Origin of the sequence: Pantoea pleuroti (assembly GCF_014156615.1) — a bacterium.
GTDB classification, from domain to species: domain Bacteria; phylum Pseudomonadota; class Gammaproteobacteria; order Enterobacterales; family Enterobacteriaceae; genus Pantoea; species Pantoea agglomerans.
The window spans coordinates 238,783-260,219 of the sequence record NZ_SBFD01000005.1; the positions used below are offsets into that span (position 1 = coordinate 238,783).

The window sequence follows — 21,437 nt, forward strand, 5'->3', positions numbered from 1 at the left end:
GGGCGTCGCGGCTTACAGCGCTTCGAGGATCCGCAGGGATTCACGATTAAAGGCCGGTAAATCGGCCGGGGTGCGGCTGGTGACCAGCTTATCGTCGTCTACCACCACTTCCTTGTCATGGAAGTCGGCACCGGCATTGATCAGGTCAATGGCAACGGCTTTAACGGTAGTCATCTTGCGACCGCGCACGCCGTTAGCGCTAATCAGCAGCTGTGGCCCGTGGCAGATGGCAAAGATTGGCTTGCCGCTGGCGACAAACTCTTTGGTAAAAGCAACAAAACGATCGTCGCCGCGCAGGGCATCGGGTGAGTGGCCGCCAGGCAGGAGCAGGGCGTCAAATTCCGCCGGGCTGACATCATCAATGCTGCGATCGATGGTCACTTCCGCTTCGCCTTTCTTGCCTTTAACGACATTACCGGCTTGTTTCTCAATGGTAACCACCTCAAAACCGGCGCGTTTATAAATCTCAGCGGGTGAGGTAAATTCTGAGTCTTCAAATTCATCGGTAATTAAAACCGCCACTTTCTTGCTCATTTTTTTCCTCCTTCAGCGTGTGGAGCGCGAGACGCGCTTTCCGGATAACGCTATAAGCCTGGTCGCTGAGAGTGAGAACGCAAGCCAGCCCGTTAAGATCAGCTATCTTTTAACCAGTCAGCAGTGAAATAAGGATGAATCTGAGATGAATCGCGTATTACTGACCGGTGCCACCGGCTTAGTCGGGTCGCATCTGCTGCGCTTACTGATTGAGGATCCACGCGTCGATGAGATCATCGCGCCAACCCGTCGGCCACTGCCCGCGATGAACAAGGTGGTGAACCCGGTTGAGGCCGATCTCACCGATGTACTCGGACCGCTGCAAAGTTCGCTGGACACGGTGTTCTGCTGCCTGGGCACCACGCGTAAGCAGGCGGGCAGTAAACAGGCTTTTATTCACGTTGATTACACCCTGGTGGTGGACAGCGGGTTAAGCGGATTGCGTCTGGGGGCGAAGCAGATGCTGGTGGTCAGCGCGCACGGGGCCAGTCGTCACTCACCGTTTTTGTACAATCGCGTCAAAGGCGAAATGGAGAATGCGCTGCGCCATCAGGGCTGGCCGCGCCTCACGCTGGTGCGGCCTTCATTGCTGCTTGGAGATCGCGCGCAGAAGCGTCGGGGTGAAAGCCTGGCGGGACCGCTGTTTTCGCTGCTGCCGGGCAACTGGCGGGCGGTCAGCGCGCACGACGTGGCACGCTGTCTGCACCAGCAGGCTTTTACGCCGGGGGGCGAGAGCGTCAATATCATTGAGTCTGGCGAAATCCCGCGCCGCTCAGCGTAACTGCCAGATAATCTGATTACGGCTGCCGCGCCATTGCAGCGTGGCATCCTTCTCCTCTTCGACAAAACGGCCATCGATCAGCACGTCGAGATAGACCAGCACAGCGCGCTGCGCCGCATTCAGCTCCTGCATCCGGTAACCGGTCCAGAGCCAGATATCTTTACCGGGACACGTCTGTCGCACCCGTTTCACCAGACGGCGAATGTGCGGCACGTTATGCGGATGCAGCGGATCGCCGCCGCTCAGCGACAATCCCTGGCGCGGAATGCGGGTGTCCTGCAAATCCGCCAGCAGTTGCTCCTCCATCGCAAGCGTAAAGGGCACGCCGGAATCAAGCCGCCAGGTGCTCTGGTTATAGCAGCCGCGACACTGATGTTCGCAACCAGCGACAAACAGCGTGCAGCGGGTGCCGGGGCCATTAACGATATCCACATCATAGTAGCGATGGATATGCATCATCCCAGCGGTCCTTCAGACAGATGCTTCACCCGACGCTGCACTTCCTGCTGTTTACCGGCATTAAAGGGCCGCGCATCCGGGCTGCCCAGATAGCCGCAGACCCGCCGGGTAACGGAGACGCGCGCCGGATCGTGGTTGCCGCAATTCGGACAGGTGAAGCCGCGGCTGGTACAGGTGAACTCGCCGTTGAAGCCGCACTCGTAGCACTCATCAATCGGGGTATTAGTGCCGTAATAGGGCACGCGGTCGTAGCTGTAATCCCAGACATCCTCCAGCGCCTTGAGGTTGTGCTGCACATTCGGGTATTCGCCGTAACAGATGAATCCGCCATTCGCCAGCGGCGGATAGGGCGCTTCAAAGTCGATTTTGTCGTAAGGATTGACCTTCTTCTCAACGTCGAGATGGAAGCTGTTGGTATAGTAGCCCTTGTCGGTAACGCCTGGCACCAGACCAAACTGCGCCGCATCAAGACGGCAGAAGCGGTCGCACAGATTCTCGCTTGGCGTGCTGTAAAGGCTGAACCCATAGCCTGTTTCTGCTTTCCAGCGCTCGGTGGCATCGCGCATGTAAGCAATGATCTCTACCCCTTTGGCGCGCAGGGCCGCGTCATCGTAAGGATGCTGATGACCGCCGCTGAGCGCATTCAGGGTTTCATGCAGGCCGATATAGCCCAGCGACAGCGACGCACGGCCATTACGGAAAATAGGGCCGACTTCATCATCCGCATTCAGCCGAACGCCACAGGCGCCTTCCATATAGAGGATGGGCGCAACGCGCGCTTTGGTCTTCTCCAGCCGCGCCACCCGCGTCATCAGCGCCCGCTTAGCCAGCAGCAGTCGCGCATCGAGCAGCGTCCAGAAGCGCGCTTCATCACCACCCGCTTCCAGTGCGATGCGCGGCAGGTTCAGGCTGATCACCCCGATATTGTTGCGGCCCTCATGAATCTGCTCGCCGTTCTCTTCATAAACGCCCAGGAAACTACGGCAGCCCATTGGGGTTTTAAACGAGCCGGTGACTTTAACCACCTGATCGTAATTGAGGATGTCGGGATACATCCGCTTGCTGGCGCACTCCAGCGCCAGTTGTTTGATGTCGTAATTAACGTCGCCCGCCCGGCGGTTGACGCCTTCGCGAATGCTGAACACCAGTTTAGGGAACACCGCCGTCTTGCGATTTTTACCCAGTCCGGCCAGCCGGTTAAGCAGAATCGACTGCTGAATCAGCCGGGCCGCCCAGTCCGTCCCCAGGCCAAAACCAAAGGTGACAAACGGCGTCTGGCCGTTGGCAGTGTGCAGGGTATTCACCTCATACTCCAGCGACTGAAAGGCGTCGTAGCACTCTTTCTCCGTACGCTGGCGCGCATACTGCTCGGCCTGCGGGATCTGCCACTGCTCAGCAATCGCCAGATGCCGGGCATAGCTCTGCTCAACAAACGGGGCCAGCACTTCATCAATACGGTTAATGGTAGTGCCGCCGTAAATATGGCTGGCGACCTGCGCGATGATCTGCGCCGTTACGGCGGTGGCGGTGGCGATCGATTTAGGCGGCTCGATTTCAGCATTGCCCATTTTGAAACCGTTGGTCAGCATGCCTTTCAGATCGATCAGCATGCAGTTGAACATCGGGAAGAAAGGGGAGTAGTCGAGATCGTGATAGTGGATCTCGCCGCGCTCGTGCGCCAGCACCACATCGCGCGGCAGGATCTGCTGCTGTGCGTAGTGTTTTGCCACGATCCCGGCCAGCAGATCGCGCTGCGTCGGGATCACTTTGCTGTCTTTGTTGGCATTCTCGTTCAGCAGCGCCGCATTGGTCTGATCGACCAGCCCGCGAATGGCGTGATGTAACTGGCTCTGACGATCGCGGGCGACATCGCGATCGTGGCGGTATTCAATGTAGGCGCGGGCCAGTTGAGGGTAAGGGCCCGCCATCAGCGTCTCTTCTACTGCACACTGAATTTCACGGATATCCACTTCCGGACTATCGGCCAGCCGCAATGCCACGCGCTCAGCGACCTGCGCGCACCAGGCCGCGTCTTCTACTTCGGCTGCCCGTGCCGCCGCCGCCACGGCCTGCTCAATACGCTGCGCATCAAAGCCTGTCCGGCATCCATCACGCTTGATTACCACCGTCGCCATTTTTCTCTCCATAAACTACATATAGGGGTCGGGAGGATTCTATTCCCTACATGTAGTGATTGCTGAGAATTATTGCGATCAGATTTGACCTGAAACAAGGAAGCCTTAACCGGCTGGAAAACTCCGGCTGATGTAAAAAATCGGGTGCTGGTTCAGGTTTCCTGCAGGATTCACTGGCGGATTGGCGAGCAGCAACTTTAATCAACGTTCTGCCCTGTCAAAACGTTGACGTTACAAGGATGCCCGCCAATGTGGTTACCCCGTTCTCTGCTCCTGCTCTCGGCTCTCTGCCCGATCGCCCAGGCCAGTCCGCTGCCGCTGATGCCCTGGCCGCAACAGGTGGAACAGCCCGCCAGCGGCGGCACGCTTATCCTGACGCCGCAGCTGACGCTGCAAATCACCGGCGATCATCTGGCGGGTGCCGAAGCGCGCTGGCTGGAGCGAATCAGTAATCAGACCGGCTGGCCGCTGTTGCCCGCCACCCAGCCGGTGGCAGCACCGACTATCCGCATCGTCATTGCGAAGGCGGTGGATCCGCAGCCGCTACCTGATAGCGATGAGAGCTATCAGTTGCAGGTCGATGGCGACGGCGTCCTGTTAACCGCGGCCAGCCGTTTCGGCGCGATGCGCGGCATGGAAACCCTGCTGCAGCTGATACAAAACGGCGCACAGGGCACGACCATTCCTTATGTCACCATCCACGATCATCCGCGCTTTCCGTGGCGCGGCGTGCTGATCGACACGGCGCGTCACTTTATGCCGGTGGAGACGCTTAAACGTCAGATCGACGGCATCGCCGCCGCGCGGATGAACGTCTTTCACTGGCATCTTACCGACGATCAGGGCTGGCGCTTCGCCTCCAGCCACTATCCCCAGTTGCAGCAGAAAGCCAGCGATGGCAACTATTACAGCCAGCAGCAGATGCGGGAGATCGTGAAATATGCCACCGATCGCGGGGTGCGTGTGGTGCCCGAGCTGGATATGCCGGGACATGCGTCCGCGCTGGCGGTGGCAATGCCAGAGCTGATTAGCGCACCCGGCCCCTGGCAGATGGAGCGCGGCTGGGGCGTCTTTAAACCGCTGCTCGATCCCAGCAACGAACAGGTTTATCAGGTGATCGACACGCTGGTGGGTGAGATGGCGGCGATCTTCCCCGACCCCTGGCTGCACATTGGCGGCGACGAGGTGGATCCGACACAGTGGAACGACTCGCCCACTATCCAGCAGTTTATGCGCGACCACGATCTGAAAGATGCCCATGCGCTTCAGGCATATTTCAATCAGCGGGTAGAGAAGATCCTGGAAGCCCATCACCGTCAGATGGTGGGCTGGGATGAGATTGCCCATCCCGACTTGCCGCGCAGCATTCTTATCCAGTCGTGGCAGGGCCAGGATGCGCTGAGCGCGCTGGCAAAAGAGAACTACCGCGGCATCCTCTCTACCGGTTTCTACCTCGATCAGCCTCAGCCTGCCAGCTATCACTACCGCAATGAGGTCACGCCACAGGGCCTCAACGGCCAGGATCGTCTGCGGCCAGGCGACCAGGCGCAGAGCTGGTCATTCACCATGCCGCGGCTGAAAGGCAGCCCGGTGAAGGGCAGCTTTACGCTGATACAGGGAGAGCCAGGCTGGCGCGGTTTTATCGACTTCGATGGCAAAGCCCGCCGGATGGTCAGTCAGATTAACTGGCTCTCGACGCGGCAGGTGCGGTTTAGCGTGGATAGCTGGATGGGGCCGTTCCAGCCGGTGGTCACGCTGCAACAGAACGCTCTTAAAGGTTATGCAGAGGTAGGCAACGTGCGTTATCCCACCAGCGGTCAACGGCTGGCGCAGACGCCTGCGGGCATCGCGCCCGCGCTGCCCACACCTGAGCAGGTGCAGCAAAATCTGCTGGGTGGCGAGGCGGCGCTGTGGGCGGAAAACATCAACAGCCAGATTATTGATACCAAACTGTGGCCGCGCGCCTTCGTGGTGGCCGAGCGGTTATGGTCGGCGCAGGATGTCACCAATACCGACTCGATGTATTCGCGGCTGGCGGCGATGGATCGCTGGAGCAGCGTGTCGGTCGGAACGCTGCAACATGCGCAGACGGAGCAGCAGATGATGCGGCTGGCCAGTGGGCATGACATCGCCCCACTGCGGGTTCTGGCCGAGGTGCTGGAACCGGCGCAATACTACACGCGTCAGCATCTCAAGTTTCAGGCGGGCCATTACGACTACCATGAACCCCTGAACCGGCTGGCAGATGTACTGCCCGCTGAGAGTGAGGCGGTACGTCAGCTGGAGCAGCAGGTCGCCGTGTTAATCGGCAATCGTAATAATCCGGCTGCCGCCTCTGCGGTTCGCGCGCCGCTGCAGCGCTGGCAGGCTAACACCAGCGCGGTGCTGCCGATCATTAACGCCAGTGCAACGCTGAAGCCGCTGGCACAGAGCGTCCAGCAGATTGAGGTGCTGAGCGCCATGGGCCTCGCGCTGGTTAATGCTTACGTTCGTAACCAGGCGTTTGGTGCCAGTGAAGTGGCGGAGATGCGTGCGACACTGGATGCCGCCGCAGAGGTACAGGATGAAACAGTGATTGCGCTGGTCAGGCCGCTGGAGACGCTGCTGCGCGCCTTTCAGTAAACGCTGCGGCCGGATAAACCGGCCACAGCATCCTCAGGCCGGGCCGCTGACCGAGTGGCGGCGCACCAGGGTCGGGCTGAACATATGGGTCACTTCCGGCAGCGGCTGATTGTTGGCCAGCGCCAGCGCAAGCTGGGCCGCCTGCTGCGCCATGGTGACAATCGGATAGCGGATGGTGGTGAGGCGCGGTCGCACATAGCGCGAAACCAGCACATCATCGAAGCCGATCAGCGACATCTCTTCCGGCACCCGAACGCCGTTATCGCTCAGCACCGCCAGCGCACCGGCGGCCATTGAGTCGTTGTAGCAGGCGACGGCGGTGAAATTTTTGCCGCGACCCAGCAGTTCCGTCATCGCCTGCTCACCGCCTACTTCATCTGGTTCGCCCCAGGTGACCAGCCGATCGCTGCACGGCAGACCATGTTCTTTCAGCGCATCGTAGTAACCCTGCAGGCGATCTTCTGCATCGGAGATAGTGTGGGTCGAGCAGATAAAGGCGATATTCTGGTGGCCAAGCTGGATCAGATGACGGGTTGCCAGCCAGGCGCCGTAGCGATCGTCAAGCGCGATACAGCGCTTTTCAAAGCCTTTTATCAGCCGGTTCAGCAGCACCATGCCAGGCACCTGCTTCATCAGCACTTCCAGTTCTGCATCGGGGATTTTCTTGGCGTGAACCACCAGCGCCGCGCAGCGGTGACGCATCAGTTGTTCAATCGCCTGCCGCTCTTTTTGCTCATTATGGTAACCGTTACCAATCAGCAAAAAGTTACCGGTGTCACCTGCCACCTCATCCACGGCTTTAACCATTGCGCCAAAAAAGGGATCGGAGACGTCACCGACAATCAGGCCGAGCGTTTCGGTCGATTGCTGCGCCAGCGCACGTGCGTTGGCATTCGGGTGATACTGAAGCTGCTCCATCGCCTGACCTACGGCCTGTCGGGAGCTGTCGCTGGCTTTGGGAGAATTATTGATTACACGGGAGACTGTGGCGACAGAAACGCCAGCCAGTCGCGCAACATCCTTTATGGTAGCCATGCGTTGACCTGCTTTGGGGAAAACGTTTACACATCGCATCAGTGTTACGGAAAAGGGCGGACACATCAACCCGACAGAATGCCAGCGTCGTCGCAAAAAGGGGCAAAATCGGACCCGCAGGCACGTCTTCTGCTGAGGCGTCGCACCATGCTATGCTCAATCTCCCACCTGGCTACCGTGAAAAACAACGATGAAAACCAAAGTGCCACATCTGGCGCACTGGGGCGCCTTTACCGCCGTCACTGAAAACGATCGCCTGATTGGCTGCGAACCTTTCTTCGCCGATGCCGATCCGTCACCGATGATCCACACCATTCCTGAACTGGTCTATTCCGACAAACGCATTCGTCAGCCGATGGTGCGGCGCTCGTGGCTGAAGTCACGCGAAAAGAGCGACCGTACGCTGCGTGGCCGGGAAGATTTTGTTGCCGTCGACTGGGAAACCGCACTGGATCTGGTGGCGGAGGAGAATCGCCGCATTCGCGAGCGCTATGGCGCATCGGGCATTTTCAACGGCTCCTACGGCTGGTCATCGGCCGGACGTGTTAACCATGCCCGCACCCTGATTCGTCGCTTCTACTTTCAGGGCGGCGGCGGCGTTGATCAGCAGGGTAACTACAGTTGGGGCGCCGCGCAGTTCTTCCTGCCCTATGTGATTGGCACCTACATGCCGCTGACCGGGCGCGTCACCGAATGGCCGCAGGTGGTGGAACATGCCGAAATTTTTGTCGCCTTTGGTGGGCTGGCGCTGAAAAACGCCCAGGTCGCCTCGGGGGGCGCAGGGCAGCACAGCCTGAAACCGGCGCTGATGCAGCTGGCGGCCAAAGGCACGCCGGTGATCAACATCAGCCCGATGCGCGATGACTGCCCGGAATTTGTTAACGCCGAGTGGATTCCGATTCGCCCCAACACCGACGTGGCGCTGATGCTGGCGCTGGGTCATGAGATCACCCAGCGCGGCGCGGTTGACGAAGCGTTTCTCGCCAGCCACTGCACCGGCTGGCCTCAGCTGCGCGCCTATCTGCTGGGCGAAACCGACGGCGTGGCGAAAACCGCCGGCTGGGCCAGCCGTATCACCGGCATTCCGGCCGATCGCATTGTGCATCTGGCGCAGCAGCTCACCGGCAAGCGCAGCTTTATTACCTGCTCCTATTCCGTTCAGCGCGCCCATCGCGGCGAGCAGCCTTACTGGATGATGATTGCGCTGTCGTCGATGCTCGGCCAGCCAGGCCTGCCGGGCGCAGGTTTCTCTTTTGGTCACGGTTCGATGAACAGCGTCGGCAACCCGCGCCAGGAAGGTCCGGCTCCGATGATGAGCACCGGCCCCAATCCTTCCGGGCTGTCGATTCCGGTGGCGCGGATCAGCGACATGCTGCTCAATCCCGGCCAGCCTTACCGCTTTCAGGGCGAAACCCTGCACTATCCCGACATTCACATGGTGCACTGGGCGGGCGGCAATCCTTTCCACCATCACCAGCAGCTTAACCGGCTGGTGGAGGGCTGGCAGCGGCCCGATACGGTCGTGGTGCAGGATATCGTCTGGACGCCCGCCGCGCAGATGGCGGACATCGTGCTGCCCGCCACCACTACGCTGGAGCGCAATGACATCGGCGGCTCCTCCCGTGACCGCTTTGTGCTGGCGATGCATCAGGCGATTAAACCGCAGCATCAGGCGCGCAACGACTTCGATATTTTTGCTGACCTGGCGGAGCGCCTCGGCTACCGCGATACCTTCACCGAAGAGCGCAACGAGATGCAGTGGATCGCCCATCTTTATCAGCAGTGTGCGACGGCGCATCAGCGTAAAGGCATCGATTTCCCGTCGTTTGAAGAGTTCTGGCAGCGCGGCTTTGTGGAGATCCCCGAAGGGGGCAAACCCTATCAGTTTATGGATGATTTTCGTGCCGATCCGCAGGCCAATCCGATTAAAACCGCCAGCGGCAAAATCGAGCTCTTCAGCCAGACCATTGCGGACTACCAGCTGGACGATTTCGCCGGCCATCCGGAATGGCGTGAACCCCAGGAGTGGCTCGGTTCGCCGGTCAGCCGCGACTATCCGCTGCACATGATCTCGATTCAGCCTTCCGACCGGTTACACAGTCAGCTGGATGCTACAGAAACGGTGCAGGGCAATAAAACCGCCGGACATGAAACGCTCTACATGCATCCGCAGGATGCGGCCGCGCGCGGGCTGGTGGAGGGCGACGAGATAGAGGTCAGCAACGCACGCGGCGTGATGCTGGCGGGCGTGCGGATCACCGATGGCGTGACGCAGGGCGTAGTGATTATCGCCACCGGCGCCTGGTTTGATCCCGGCTTTGGCAAGGCGTGGCAGCCGCACGATCGCGCGGGTAACCCCAACGTGCTGACGCTCGATATCGGCACCTCGTCGCTGACGCAGGGGCCAAACGCCATGAGCTGCCTGGTGGAAATCAAAAAACATCAGGATTGCACAATAGCGTAAGGATCTCATGGCTGGTTACATTTTGCCGGTAACTGTTGCGTTTGAGAGATGGCAGCCGATCGATCCCTCTTGCTACATTCAGGGTCCCAGAGGTATTGATGGGTGAACATCAATAGATTTTCTTGATTACACCAACCTGCGCAGATGCGCAGGTTTTTTTTTGCCAGAAATCGGCTGCCGATAACGAACTGATACACAGTTTTCCTGTTATACGGCCAGCGCTTTCTTTATAACTGCTGGCACCAGCCCCTTTCTCTTTATTTTGCGCAGCGGAATGCCATGCCCCGGATTAAAAAACTACTGGGAAAAGACCAGATAAAAGCGCCGTTTAACCCTTTTCGTTTCCGACTGATCTGCCTGGGCGTCACGACCTGTCTGGTGGTGCTGCTGGCGCGCGTCGCGGACCTGCAGTTCCTGAATCAGCCGATGCTGGAGCACGAAGCGGATCAGCGATCGCTGCGTACCGTGACGCTGCCGACCAGTCGCGGCACGCTGCTGGATCGTAACGGTGAAGCGCTGGCGCTCAGCGTCCCGTCGCGCGACGTGATTGCCGATCCGCAGCGCGTGCTGGAGAGCAACCCCGATTTTACCAGTGCCAAATGGGCCTATCTGGCGGCGGCGCTCAACACCCGTCCCGAAGAGCTGGCGGCGCAGATCACCGCCAACCCGAAACGTCGCTTCCTCTATCTGGGGCGTAAAGTCGAGCTGGGCATTGCCAAAGATATTAAAGAGCTGAAGCTGAAAGGCATCAGCGAAGTCTATGATGACAGCCGTTTCTATCCGATGAGCGAAGCCTCAGCGCCGCTGATCGGCATCGTCGGGGCAGATAACGTCGGCCTGAACGGACTGGAAAAGGGCTTTGATAAAGTATTGCAGGGCGAGCCGGGCAAAGAGGTCTATCGGCAGGATGCCGCAGGCAATATCATCGCGATGATCAACTATCAGCCGCCGACCCAGCCGCCGACGGTACAGCTCAGCATCGACAAATATGACCAGTACACGCTCTACAGCAAACTGCGCGACGGCGTACTGATCAACAAGGCGGACTCCGGTGCAGCCGTGCTGGTGAAAATCGACACCGGCGAGATTCTGGCGATGGCCTCTTATCCGTCGTTCAACCCCAACAACTATGAAGGGGCAACGCCCGCGCAGATGCGTAACTCTGCCATCAATGACAGCTACGAACCGGGATCGACCGTCAAACCGTTAGTGGTGATGGAAGCGCTGGAGCGCCACCTGGTGCGCCCGGATTCGGTGATCGACACCACGCCTTACAGCGTTAACGGCCACCTGATCCGCGACGTCGGCCACTGGCCGCGCCTGACCATGACCGGCATTCTGCAAAAATCGAGCGACATCGGCGTGTCACACCTCGCGCTGGCGATGCCCGCCGAAGCGCTGGTCAACACCTATCATGCGTTCGGCCTTGGCAAACCGACCGGCTTAGGGCTGACCGGCGAAAGTGTCGGCTACTTTCCGTTGCACCGCACCCGCTGGGCAGATATCGAGCGGGCCACCTTCTCCTTTGGCTATGGCCTGCGTGTGACGCCGTTGCAGATTGCCCGCGAATACGCCACGCTCGGCTCCTATGGCATTTACCGTCCGCTGTCGATCACCCGCGTTACGCCACCGGTCATGGGACGCCAGGTCGCCAACCCGGAAACGGTGAAAGAGGTGGTGCACATGCTGGAGAGTGACGTCCTGCCGGGCGGAACCGGGCTGAAAGCCGCGGTGCCGGGCTACCGTCTGGCAACCAAAACCGGTACGGCGGAAAAAATGGGCACCAGCGGCAAGTATGATGGCGGCTACGTCAACTACACCGCCGGTCTCGCTCCCGCCAGTCATCCTGAAGTGGCGCTGGTGGTGATGATCAACCATCCGACGGCGGGCGATCACTTCGGTGGCTCGGTTGCTGCGCCGGTGTTTGGCAATATCATGGGACCGGTACTGAAACACATGAATATTGCACCGGATGCCATCTACACCAAACCTGCCGCCACGCCTTCAGATAAATCTTAGACAAATCAGAGTGTAAGCGAGGCGTGAAGGATATTCACACCTCGTTGCACTTCCCCGAATTCGGTTGCGTTTTCCTGCTGTCTCCGCGCGGTCAATCAGTGCGAGGATAGCAGTCCCAGAGGTATTGATGGGTGTGAAAACAACACCGCTTCGGCAGTGAGAACCCTGTTATTACACCAACCCACGCAGATGCGTGGGTTTTTTTTGCCTGCTCGCCTGAGCCTGCCGTTACCGCTGTAAAAACCCCCGCTAAATCAACATCGTTCTTAACGAAACCCTGACAGTTTGCCAATAGAAAGGCGCGTCGCCTTTCACTGATAATGGCCGCCGTGAAGCCTGGCGCTTTTTTGCTCGCCGCCGCTCACTGCCGCATTCCGCACGTTCCGGGATTTCTTTTTTGCTTATCTGAAGAGTTCGACGATGACTCACCTTTCTCGCCCCGCGCGTTCCTTTGGGCTTAAATGGCTGCTCCTGTTGCTGGTGATGGCGATTATCGCTGGGGTTATCTGGCGTCTGCTGTCGGCGGGTCACGGGCCGGGCGAGGGGATGCCGTCGGGCAGACCGGGTGCGCATGGCATGATGGGCGGAGGGGCGACGCTGGTTCACAGCGGTGTCGCCAGCACGGCGGATGTGCCGGTGTGGCTGAATGCACTCGGCACGGTCATCCCCAACGCCAGCGTCACGGTGACCAGCCGCGTCGACGGCCAGCTGGAGCAGGTTTTCTTTACCGAGGGGCAGAAAGTCAGCGCCGGGCAGCTGCTGGCGCAGATCGATCCGCGCAGCTTTCAGGCCACGCTGAACCAGTATCAGGGCGAACTCAGCGAAAACCAGGCGCTGCTGAAAAGTGCAGAGCTGACGCTGGCGCGCTACCGCAAACTGGCGGCGCAGGATGCACTGGCGCGTCAGGATCTGGACAGCCAGATTGCCACCGTCGGGCAGTATCGCGGTGCCGTCGCCGCCGATCAGGCGCAGATCGCCAGTGCGAAACTCAGCATTGAATATGCCCGGATCACCGCCCCGATCAGCGGGCGCGTCGGCCTGCGTCAGGTCGATCCCGGCAACATGGTTCAGAGTGCCAGCAGCACCGGCCTGGTGACTATTACCCAGATGCAGCCCGCCGCCGTGACCTTTAGCGTGCCACAAAGCGAAATCCCGACGCTGGTCAGCGTGCTGCATCAGGGGCAGAGCCTGCCCGCCACGCTGTATGATCAGGACAACCAGCATCAGCTCGGCAGCGGCGAGGTGAAGTTCATCAGCAACCAGATCGACACCGCCACCGGCACCGTGGCGCTGAAAGCGGTGTTCGCCAACCAGGATGAGTCGCTGTTTGCCAATCAGTTTGTGAATCTGCGGCTGCAGACCCGGGTGCTGAAAGGCGCGACGGTGATCCCGGCCCAGGCGCTGCAGCTGAGCAGCGACGGCAGCTTTGTCTTTGTGATCAATCAGGATCGCAGCGTTACGCGCAAAGCGGTCACCACCGGTCCCGCTTTCGGAGACGATCAGCAGGCGATCCTCAGCGGTGTTTCGCCGGGCGATCGGCTGGTGACGGAAGGGATCGATCGTCTGACCAGCGGCAGCAAAGTGTCGCTGGCCGATGAGAAACCCGCCGCTGCGGGTGCTGTGTCGAAATGAACCCGTCGCGCCTGTTTATCCTGCGTCCGGTCGCCACCATTCTGCTGATGGTCGGCGTGCTGGTCGCGGGCATTTTTGCCTGGAAATTCCTCTCAACCTCGGCGCTGCCGCAGGTCGACTATCCGATCATTCAGGTCACCACGCTCTATCCGGGTGCCAGCCCGGATGTGATGGCGTCGTCGGTCACCTCACCGCTGGAGCGCCAGTTAGGGCAGATGGCGGGGCTTAGCCAGATGAGCTCCACCAGCGCCAGCGGCTCGTCGATCATTACCCTGAAGTTCAGCCTCGATCTGTCGCTGGATGTCGCCGAACAGGAGGTGCAGGCGGCGATCAATGCGGCGAATAACCTGCTGCCCGACGACCTGCCCAATCCGCCGACCTACAAAAAGGTCAATCCGGCGGACAGCGCGGTGGTGACGCTGGCGGCCAGCTCCAGCACGCTGCCGTTGACCGCGGTGCAGGATCTGGTCAACACCCGGGTGGCACTGAAGCTGTCGCAGATCTCCGGCGTCGGGATGGTGACGCTGGCGGGCGGCCACCAGCCGGCGATTCGGGTGCAGATGAATCCTCAGGCGCTGGCGGCGCATCATCTGACGCTGGAGGCGGTAAATACGCTGATTGGTAACAGCAACGTCAATGGCTCCAAAGGCGGCTTTGACGGTAAATATCATTCGGTGACCATCGACGCCAACGACCAGCTGCGCACCGCAACCGAGTACGGCAACCTGATCCTCAGCTATGAGAATGGCGCGGCGCTGCGCCTGAAAGATATCGCCCACATTGAACAGGGCCCGGAGAATAGCTTCCAATCGGCGTGGGCCAACAACCAGCCCGCGATTGTGATCAGCGTGCAGCGTCAGCCGGGCGCGAACGTCATCCAGGTGGTGGACAACATCAAGGCGCAGCTCCCCGCGCTGCAGGCGGCGCTGCCGGACGGGGTGAAGATGACCATTCTCTCCGATCGCACCCAGACCATTCGCGCCTCGATCAGCGACGTCCAGTTTGAGCTGATGCTGTCGATTGCGCTGGTGGTGATGGTGACCTTCCTGTTCCTGCGCAACGTGGCTGCCACGCTGATCCCGAGCGTGGCGGTGCCGCTGTCGCTGGTCGGCACCTTTGGGGTGATGTATCTGGCGGGCTTCAGCCTGAATAATCTGTCGCTGATGGCGCTGACCATCGCCACCGGTTTTGTCATTGATGACGCCATCGTGGTGGTTGAGAACATCTCCCGGCGGCTGGAGCAGGGCGAGTCACCGATGGAGGCGGCGCTGAAAGGCTCACAGCAGATTGGCTTCACCATCATCTCGCTGACCTTTTCGCTGATTGCGGTGCTGATCCCGCTGCTGTTTATGGGCGATGTGGTCGGGCGACTCTTCCGGGAGTTCGCGATTACGCTGGCGGTGGCGATTCTGGTGTCGATGGTGGTATCGCTGACCCTGACACCGATGCTGTGCGCGTATCTGCTGCGCCACATTCCGCCCGAACAGCAGTCGACGTTTGCCCGCAAGGGCGGCGAACTGTTCGACCGCCTGGTGCGCGGCTATGACCGGCTGCTGACCGTGGTGCTGAACCATCAGAAACTGACGCTGCTGGTGGCGCTGGCCACCTTCGGACTGACCGCGCTGCTCTACATGATGGTGCCGAAAGGCTTCTTCCCGACCCAGGATACCGGGCTGATTCAGGGCATTACCGTCGCCTCACAGGACGTCTCGTTTAACGCCATGGCAACGCGGCAGCAGGCGTTGTCGGCGCGGATCCTGAAAAACCCGGCGGTGGAGAGCGTCTCATCGACGATCGGCATCGACGGCACCAACACCAGCCTTAACAGCGGACGATTGCAGATCAACCTGAAGCCGTTTGGCTCCCGCGATCTCAGCGCCAGCGAGGTGATCAGCCAGCTGAAACAGGCGACCGCCGATGTGGCGGGTATCCGGCTCTATCTGCAACCGGCGCAGGATCTCACCGTCAACGATCAGGTCTCGCCGAGTCAGTATCAGTTCACCCTCGATGATGCCGACAGTGAAAATCTGGTCAGCGCGTCGCCGAAACTGGTGGCGGCATTGCAGCAGCGGCCCGAGTTTAATGGCGTGGTGAGTAACCTGCAGGATCAGGGGCGCGTCTCTTACGTTGAGCTGAACCGCGATAAAGCGGCGCGCTTCGGCATTACTGCGTCGGACGTGGACACCGCGCTCTATAACGCCTTTGGTCAGCGGCTGGTCTCGACCATCTTCACCCAGTCGAATCAGTATCGGGTGGTGCTGGAAGTGGCTCCGGCATACCAGCAGGGCCCGGCGTCGTTTGATGATGTCTGGCTGCAATCGTCCGGCAGCAGTTCGGCGTCGTCATCCACCAGCACGGCTTCATCAACGTCAACGTCTTCGTCAACATCGTCGTCTTCGTCCACTTCAGCCTCTGACACCAGCGCCAGCCCAACCAGCAGCGGCATGGTCAAACTCACTTCTATCGCCACTGTCCACCAGCGCACCGGCTCGCTGATGCACATGCGGCTGAATCAGTTCCCGGCGGTGATGATCTCCTTCAACCTTAATCCGGGCTATTCGCTGGAGGATGGACAGCGGGCGATAGCGGACGTGCGGCAGCAGCTGCAGCTGCCGGAGAGCACCACGCTGCGTTATCAGGGGGAAACCTCGGCGTTTCAGAGCGCCACCGGCAACACGCTGTGGCTGATTCTGGCGGCGCTGATCACCATGTATGTGGTGCTCGGCATCCTCTACGAGAGCTTTATCCATCCGGTGACCATCCTCTCTACGCTGCCGTCGGCGGCGGTGGGCGCGTTGCTGACGCTGCTGCTGGCGGGCACCGAATTCAGCCTGATTGCGCTGATTGGGGTGATCCTGCTGATCGGCATCGTGAAAAAGAACGCCATCATGATGATCGACTTCGCGCTGGAGGCGGAACACCATCAGCAACTCAGCGCGCGCGACGCGATTCATCAGGCCTGCCTGCTGCGCTTCCGCCCGATTCTGATGACGACGATGGCGGCGCTGCTGGGTGCGCTACCGCTGATGCTGGCCTCCGGCTCCGGGGCAGAGCTGCGTCAGCCGCTGGGGCTGGTGATTGTCGGCGGGCTGATTGTCAGTCAGGTGCTGACGCTCTTCTCCACGCCGGTGATCTACCTCCTGTTTGATGGGCTGGCGCAGCGCGGCAACGCCTGGGTGAAACGCCGTCAGCAGCGGGCGCGGAGCGGGCAATGAATCTGACCCGGCTGTTTATCTTTCGTCCGGTGGCGACGCTGCTGCTGACGCTGGCGATCCTGCTGCTGGGCGCGCTGGGCTACCGGCTGCTGCCGGTAGCACCACTGCCGCAGGTCGATTTCCCCACCATCATGGTCAGCGCCAGCCTGGCAGGCGCCAGTCCGGAAACCATGGCGGCGACGGTCGCTACGCCGCTGGAACGTTCGCTGGGGCAGATTGCCGGTATCAGTGAGATGACCTCCAGCAGCTCGCAGGGCTCCAGCAGCATCATCCTGCAGTTTGAACTGGACCGTGATATCAATGGCGCGGCGCGCGACGTTCAGGCGGCAATCAACGCAGCGCGCAGCCTGCTGCCCAGCGCAATGGCCTCGCTGCCGACCTATCGCAAAGCTAACCCGTCAGACGCGCCAATAGTGATGCTGGCGCTGACCTCTGCCACCCGCACGCCAGGCGAACTCTACGATCTGGCGGAGAGCAAAATCGAACAGGCGATGGGGCAGGTACAGGGCGTCGGCGAAGTGTCACTGATGGGCAGCGCCTTACCGGCGGTGCGGATTGATCTGCAGCCGCTGAAGCTGACCCATTACGGCATCTCGCTGGAGACGGTGCGCGCCGCCGTCGCTAACAGTACCACCAATCTGCCCAAAGGGATTTTGCAGAGCAGTGACCAGTCGTGGCTGGTGGACAGCAATGGCCAGCTTGAGAAGGCCGCCAGCTACCGCGATCTGATCATCACTTATCAGCAGGGCAAGGCGGTGCGCTTGCGCGACGTCGCCACGGTCTATGACTCGGTGGAAGATCGTTATCAGGCGGGGTTTCTGAATGCCACACCGGCGGTGATGATCGGTATCAAACGTCAGGCGGGTGCCAACATGCTGGAAACCATCGACGCGATAAAAGCGCAGTTGCCGCAGCTGGAAAAGAGTCTGCCCGCTGACACCCAGCTGAAGGTGGTGGTTGACCGTTCGCCTGGCGTGCGCGCCTCACTGTATGACACCGAAGAGACGCTGCTGATCGCGGTGCTGCTGGTGATTGCGGTGGTGTTTGTTTTTCTGCGCAATCTGCAGGCGGTGATCATTCCGGCGCTGGCACTGCCGGTGTCGCTGATCGGCACCTGCGCGGTGATGTATCTGCTGGGATACAGCCTGGATAACCTGTCGCTGATGGCGCTGATTATCGCCACCGGCTTCGTGGTAGATGATGCGATTGTGGTGCTGGAGAACATCACCCGTCACATTGAGCGCGGGCTGAGCCCGCTGCGGGCGGCGCTGCGCGGGGCGCAGGAGGTGAGCTTCACCGTGCTGTCGATGACCGTGTCGCTGATCGCGGTGTTCATCCCGATCCTGCTGATGGGCAGCATTGTCGGGCGGCTGTTCCGCGAATTCGCCGTGACGCTCACCGTGTCGCTGCTGATCTCGCTGTTTGTCTCGCTGAGCCTGACGCCGATGCTCTGCGCCCGGCTGCTGAAACCGAAACCGCCCGTCAGCCTGCGGCCGCATCCGCTCTGGCAGTTTATTGAAAACCAGCTGAATCGCCTGCTGGCCGCCTACGGGCGCGGGCTGGCCTGGGTGATGCGCCATCAGAAACTGACGCTGCTCAGCCTGCTGCTGACCGTACTACTGAACGTTTTTCTCTTCGTCGTGGTGCAGAAGGGCTTCTTCCCCAATCAGGATACCGGGCTGCTGATGGGTGCGCTGCGCGCCGATCAGAACATCTCGTTCCAGGCGATGAAGCCGAAAATGCTGATGTTCACGCAGATCATTCAGGAAGACCCGGCGGTAGAGAGTGTGATGTCGTCGATGGGCAGCGGGATGTTTGGCTCCCGCAACAGCGCCAACTTCTTTGTGCGGCTTAAAGATTTTGATCAGCGCGATGCGACCGCCACCGAGGTGGCCAACCGGCTGACGCGCAAAACCAGTCACATCGCCGGGGCGCAGATGTTCCTGATGGCGGCACAGGACCTGCATATTGGCGGACGCAGCGCCAACGCCACGTATCAGTACAGTCTGCAGGCGGACGATCTCGATCTGCTGCGCACCTGGACGCCGAAAGTGCAGGCGGCGCTGGCGGCGATCCCCGAGCTTAACAGCGTGGACTCCGATTCACAGACCGGCGGCCAGGAGGTGGAACTGACCATCGATCGTGATCGCGCCACCCGGCTGGGCGTCAACGTGAACATGCTGGATACGCTGCTGAACAATGCGTTCAGCCAGCGGCAGATCGCCACGCTCTATCACACCCTGAATCAGTATCACGTGGTGATGTCACTGCAGGATAGCGACACCGCCAATCCTGAGACGCTGCAGCAGCTTTATGTGATCAACGACAGTGGTGACCGCGTGCCGCTCTCCGCCTTTGCCCGCTTCAGCGGCGGCAACGCGCCGCTGTCGGTGGCGCATCAGGGCCAGGCCGCTACCAGCACCCTGGCGTTTAATCTCAACGAGGGGGTGTCACTGGAACAGGCGCAGGAACTGATAAAACAGGCGATGGCGAAGCTGGGCCTGCCATCGACCCTTCACGCCGGTTTTGCCGGCACCGCCGCCGCCTTTTCTCAACTGACCGCGACCATGCCGTGGCTGATTCTGGCGGCGCTGGCGGCGGTCTATCTCGTGCTCGGCGTGCTCTATGAGAGCTACATCCATCCGCTGACCATTCTTTCGACCCTGCCGTCAGCGGGCGTCGGCGCGCTGTTACTGCTGCTGCTGACCGGCACGCAGCTCACGGTGATCGCGCTGATTGGCATCATCCTGCTGATCGGCATCGTGAAAAAGAACGCCATCATGATGATCGATTTCGCCATCGACGCGGAGCGGCGGCAGGGCATGTCGCCACAGCAGGCGATCACCCAGGCGTGCCTGATGCGCTTCCGGCCCATCATGATGACCACGCTGGCCGCCTTTTTCGGCGCGTTGCCGCTGGCGCTGGGCAGCGGCGGTGATGCCGATCTGCGCAGCCCGCTGGGTATCGCTATCGCGGGCGGACTGGCGCTCAGCCAGCTGCTGACGCTGTTTACCACGCCGGTTGTTTATCTTTGGCTCGATCGTCTGGGCCGTGCCACTCAACGTCAATGGCGTCGTCTGCGCCCTACGGAATCCTGATCCATGAAACCGCTTATCCCCTTTGTTGTGATGCTGCTGCTGGGCGGCTGTAGCGTCGGTCCCGACTATCAGCGCCCCGCGATGGTGATGCCGGTCCACTATAAAGAGGCCAGAGGCTGGCAGCAGGCGACGCCGCTTGATGCGCAAAGCAAAGGTGAATGGTGGGCGGTTTATCACGACGCCACCCTGAGCGGCCTGCTGAACCAGGTGAGCATCTCGAACCAGAACGTGGCGAATTATGCCGCGCAGTACCGGCAGGCACAGGCGCTGGCGAGTGGGTCACGCGCGGCGCTGTTTCCCTCGCTGGGCTATGACGGCAGCGCGACGCGCAGCGGCAGCCACGCGACTGACAGCAGCGTTCGCACTACCAGCAGCAGCCATCAGGCGGAGCTGAGCGCCAGCTGGGAGCTGGATCTGTGGGGCAAACTGCGACGCACGCTGGAGGAGAACCGCGCCAGCGCCTCGGCCAGCGCGGCGGAACTGGCCAATATTACCCTGAGCGCCCAGTCTGAACTGGCGCAGGACTATTTCCAGCTGCGCATCATGGATCAGAAAATCGCGCTCTATCAGCAGAGCGTTGATGCTTATCAGCGCTACCTGAAAGTGATTACCAGCCAGTATCAGGCGGGCACCGCGTCGCGGGCGACCCTGGCTCAGGCACAACTGCAGCTGGAGAGCGCCAGCGCCTCGGCGCAGGATTATCAGTGGCAGCGCGCACAGATGGAGCACGCCATTGCGCTGCTGGCCGGCAAAGCACCCGCTGAATTCAGCCTGACCGCCGCGCCGCTGACGGCCACGCTGCCCGCGATTCCGGCAGCCCTGCCGGGCGAGCTGTTGCAGCGCCGTCCTGACATTGCTTACGCCGAACGTAACATGGCCGCGGCCAATGCCGCGGTGGGCGTGGCGGTGGCCGGTTACTATCCCGACCTGACCCTGAGCGCCAGCGGTGGCGTCAGTTCTTCCGTGCTGCATTCGCTCTTCTCGCTGCCGAACCGCGTCTGGTCGCTGGGGCCGGAGCTGAGCGGCACGCTGCTGGATTTTGGTGCGACTTCGGCACAGGTCGATCAGGCACGAGCGGGCTGGGATGCCAGCGTTGCGACCTATCGTCAGACGGTGCTGACCGCAATGCAGGAGGTGGAAGATAAGCTGGTGGAGCTGAACACGCTGCAGGGCGAGATCGCCGCGCAGCAGCGCGCCACCGACGCGGCGCAGACCTCGGCGCGGGTGACACGTTTGCAGTATGAGGCGGGTATGATTACGTATCTGGATGTGGCGACCACCGAAAACAGCCGCCTGAGTGCGCAGCAGAGTTTGCTCACGCTGCAGAGCACGCAGTGGGTCAGCAGTGTGGCGCTGATTGCCGCGCTGGGCGGTGGCTGGCAGGCACCCTGAAGGCGGTGTCAGGTTACCGATAATTCTGTTGTCGAACCGCGTCAAATCCTG

12 protein-coding genes are annotated in these 21,437 nt (G+C 60.6%); 8 read left to right on the plus strand and 4 right to left on the minus strand.

Features of this window, described 5'->3' with window-relative positions; all coding sequences use genetic code 11:
• Window positions 1-12 precede the first annotated feature (12 nt).
• Window positions 13-534 carry a type 1 glutamine amidotransferase domain-containing protein gene (locus EPG66_RS14245; protein WP_064704915.1) on the minus strand — a complete coding sequence of 174 codons (522 nt, stop codon included), beginning with the start codon at window positions 532-534 and terminating at the stop codon, window positions 13-15.
• 145 nt (window positions 535-679) lie between these two features.
• On the opposite strand from EPG66_RS14245, the gene EPG66_RS14250 reads away from it, so the two are divergent.
• Window positions 680-1,315 carry an NAD(P)H-binding protein gene (locus tag EPG66_RS14250; protein WP_064704914.1) on the plus strand — a complete coding sequence of 212 codons (636 nt, stop codon included), beginning with the start codon at window positions 680-682 and terminating at the stop codon, window positions 1,313-1,315.
• Here the strand turns inward: EPG66_RS14250 and nrdG are convergent.
• Together nrdG and nrdD are read right to left on the minus strand one after the other, a co-directional pair.
• Window positions 1,307-1,774 carry an anaerobic ribonucleoside-triphosphate reductase-activating protein gene (gene nrdG / locus EPG66_RS14255; protein ID WP_022625291.1) on the minus strand — a complete coding sequence of 156 codons (468 nt, stop codon included), beginning with the start codon at window positions 1,772-1,774 and terminating at the stop codon, window positions 1,307-1,309. The genes EPG66_RS14250 and nrdG overlap by 9 nt on opposite strands.
• Entirely contained in the window at window positions 1,771-3,909 is a 2,139-nt protein-coding gene (gene nrdD / locus EPG66_RS14260; RefSeq protein WP_182687276.1) for an anaerobic ribonucleoside-triphosphate reductase, read from the minus strand. The genes nrdG and nrdD overlap by 4 nt, the downstream gene beginning before the upstream one ends.
• Window positions 3,910-4,158: 249 nt before the next feature.
• On the opposite strand from nrdD, the gene EPG66_RS14265 reads away from it, so the two are divergent.
• Window positions 4,159-6,531: a beta-N-acetylhexosaminidase gene (locus tag EPG66_RS14265; protein ID WP_182687278.1), complete on the plus strand. Its 2,373-nt coding sequence runs from the start codon at window positions 4,159-4,161 to the stop codon at window positions 6,529-6,531.
• A gap of 33 nt (window positions 6,532-6,564) precedes the next feature.
• Here EPG66_RS14265 and galR read toward each other — a convergent pair whose 3' ends face one another.
• A complete protein-coding gene (gene galR, locus EPG66_RS14270; RefSeq protein WP_010251726.1) occupies window positions 6,565-7,566 on the minus strand; it encodes an HTH-type transcriptional regulator GalR in 1,002 nt (333 codons plus the stop codon).
• A 190-nt stretch (window positions 7,567-7,756) separates the two neighbouring features.
• Here galR and EPG66_RS14275 point away from each other — a divergent pair, with 190 nt between their 5' ends.
• The 6 genes from EPG66_RS14275 to EPG66_RS14300 all read left to right on the plus strand — a co-directional run bounded on the left by EPG66_RS14275 (window position 7,757) and on the right by EPG66_RS14300 (window position 21,386).
• Window positions 7,757-10,030 (plus strand): molybdopterin guanine dinucleotide-containing S/N-oxide reductase, encoded by a 2,274-nt coding sequence (locus EPG66_RS14275; protein WP_182687280.1) that lies wholly within the window; start codon window positions 7,757-7,759, stop codon window positions 10,028-10,030.
• 279 nt (window positions 10,031-10,309) lie between these two features.
• Entirely contained in the window at window positions 10,310-12,049 is a 1,740-nt protein-coding gene (locus tag EPG66_RS14280) for a penicillin-binding transpeptidase domain-containing protein (protein WP_010251720.1), read from the plus strand.
• Window positions 12,050-12,469: 420 nt separating this feature from the next.
• Complete coding sequence (locus EPG66_RS14285; protein ID WP_083070307.1) at window positions 12,470-13,681, plus strand: MdtA/MuxA family multidrug efflux RND transporter periplasmic adaptor subunit; 1,212 nt, start codon at window positions 12,470-12,472, stop codon at window positions 13,679-13,681.
• Window positions 13,678-16,896 carry an efflux RND transporter permease subunit gene (locus EPG66_RS14290; RefSeq protein ID WP_182687282.1) on the plus strand — a complete coding sequence of 1,073 codons (3,219 nt, stop codon included), beginning with the start codon at window positions 13,678-13,680 and terminating at the stop codon, window positions 16,894-16,896. Before EPG66_RS14285 ends, EPG66_RS14290 begins: the two co-directional genes overlap by 4 nt.
• On the plus strand, window positions 16,893-19,994 hold the full coding sequence (locus EPG66_RS14295; protein WP_182687284.1) for a multidrug efflux RND transporter permease subunit: 3,102 nt from the start codon (window positions 16,893-16,895) through the stop codon (window positions 19,992-19,994). The genes EPG66_RS14290 and EPG66_RS14295 overlap by 4 nt, the downstream gene beginning before the upstream one ends.
• A 3-nt stretch (window positions 19,995-19,997) precedes the next feature.
• Window positions 19,998-21,386: an efflux transporter outer membrane subunit gene (locus tag EPG66_RS14300; RefSeq protein ID WP_182687286.1), complete on the plus strand. Its 1,389-nt coding sequence runs from the start codon at window positions 19,998-20,000 to the stop codon at window positions 21,384-21,386.
• Window positions 21,387-21,437: the final 51 nt, after the last annotated feature.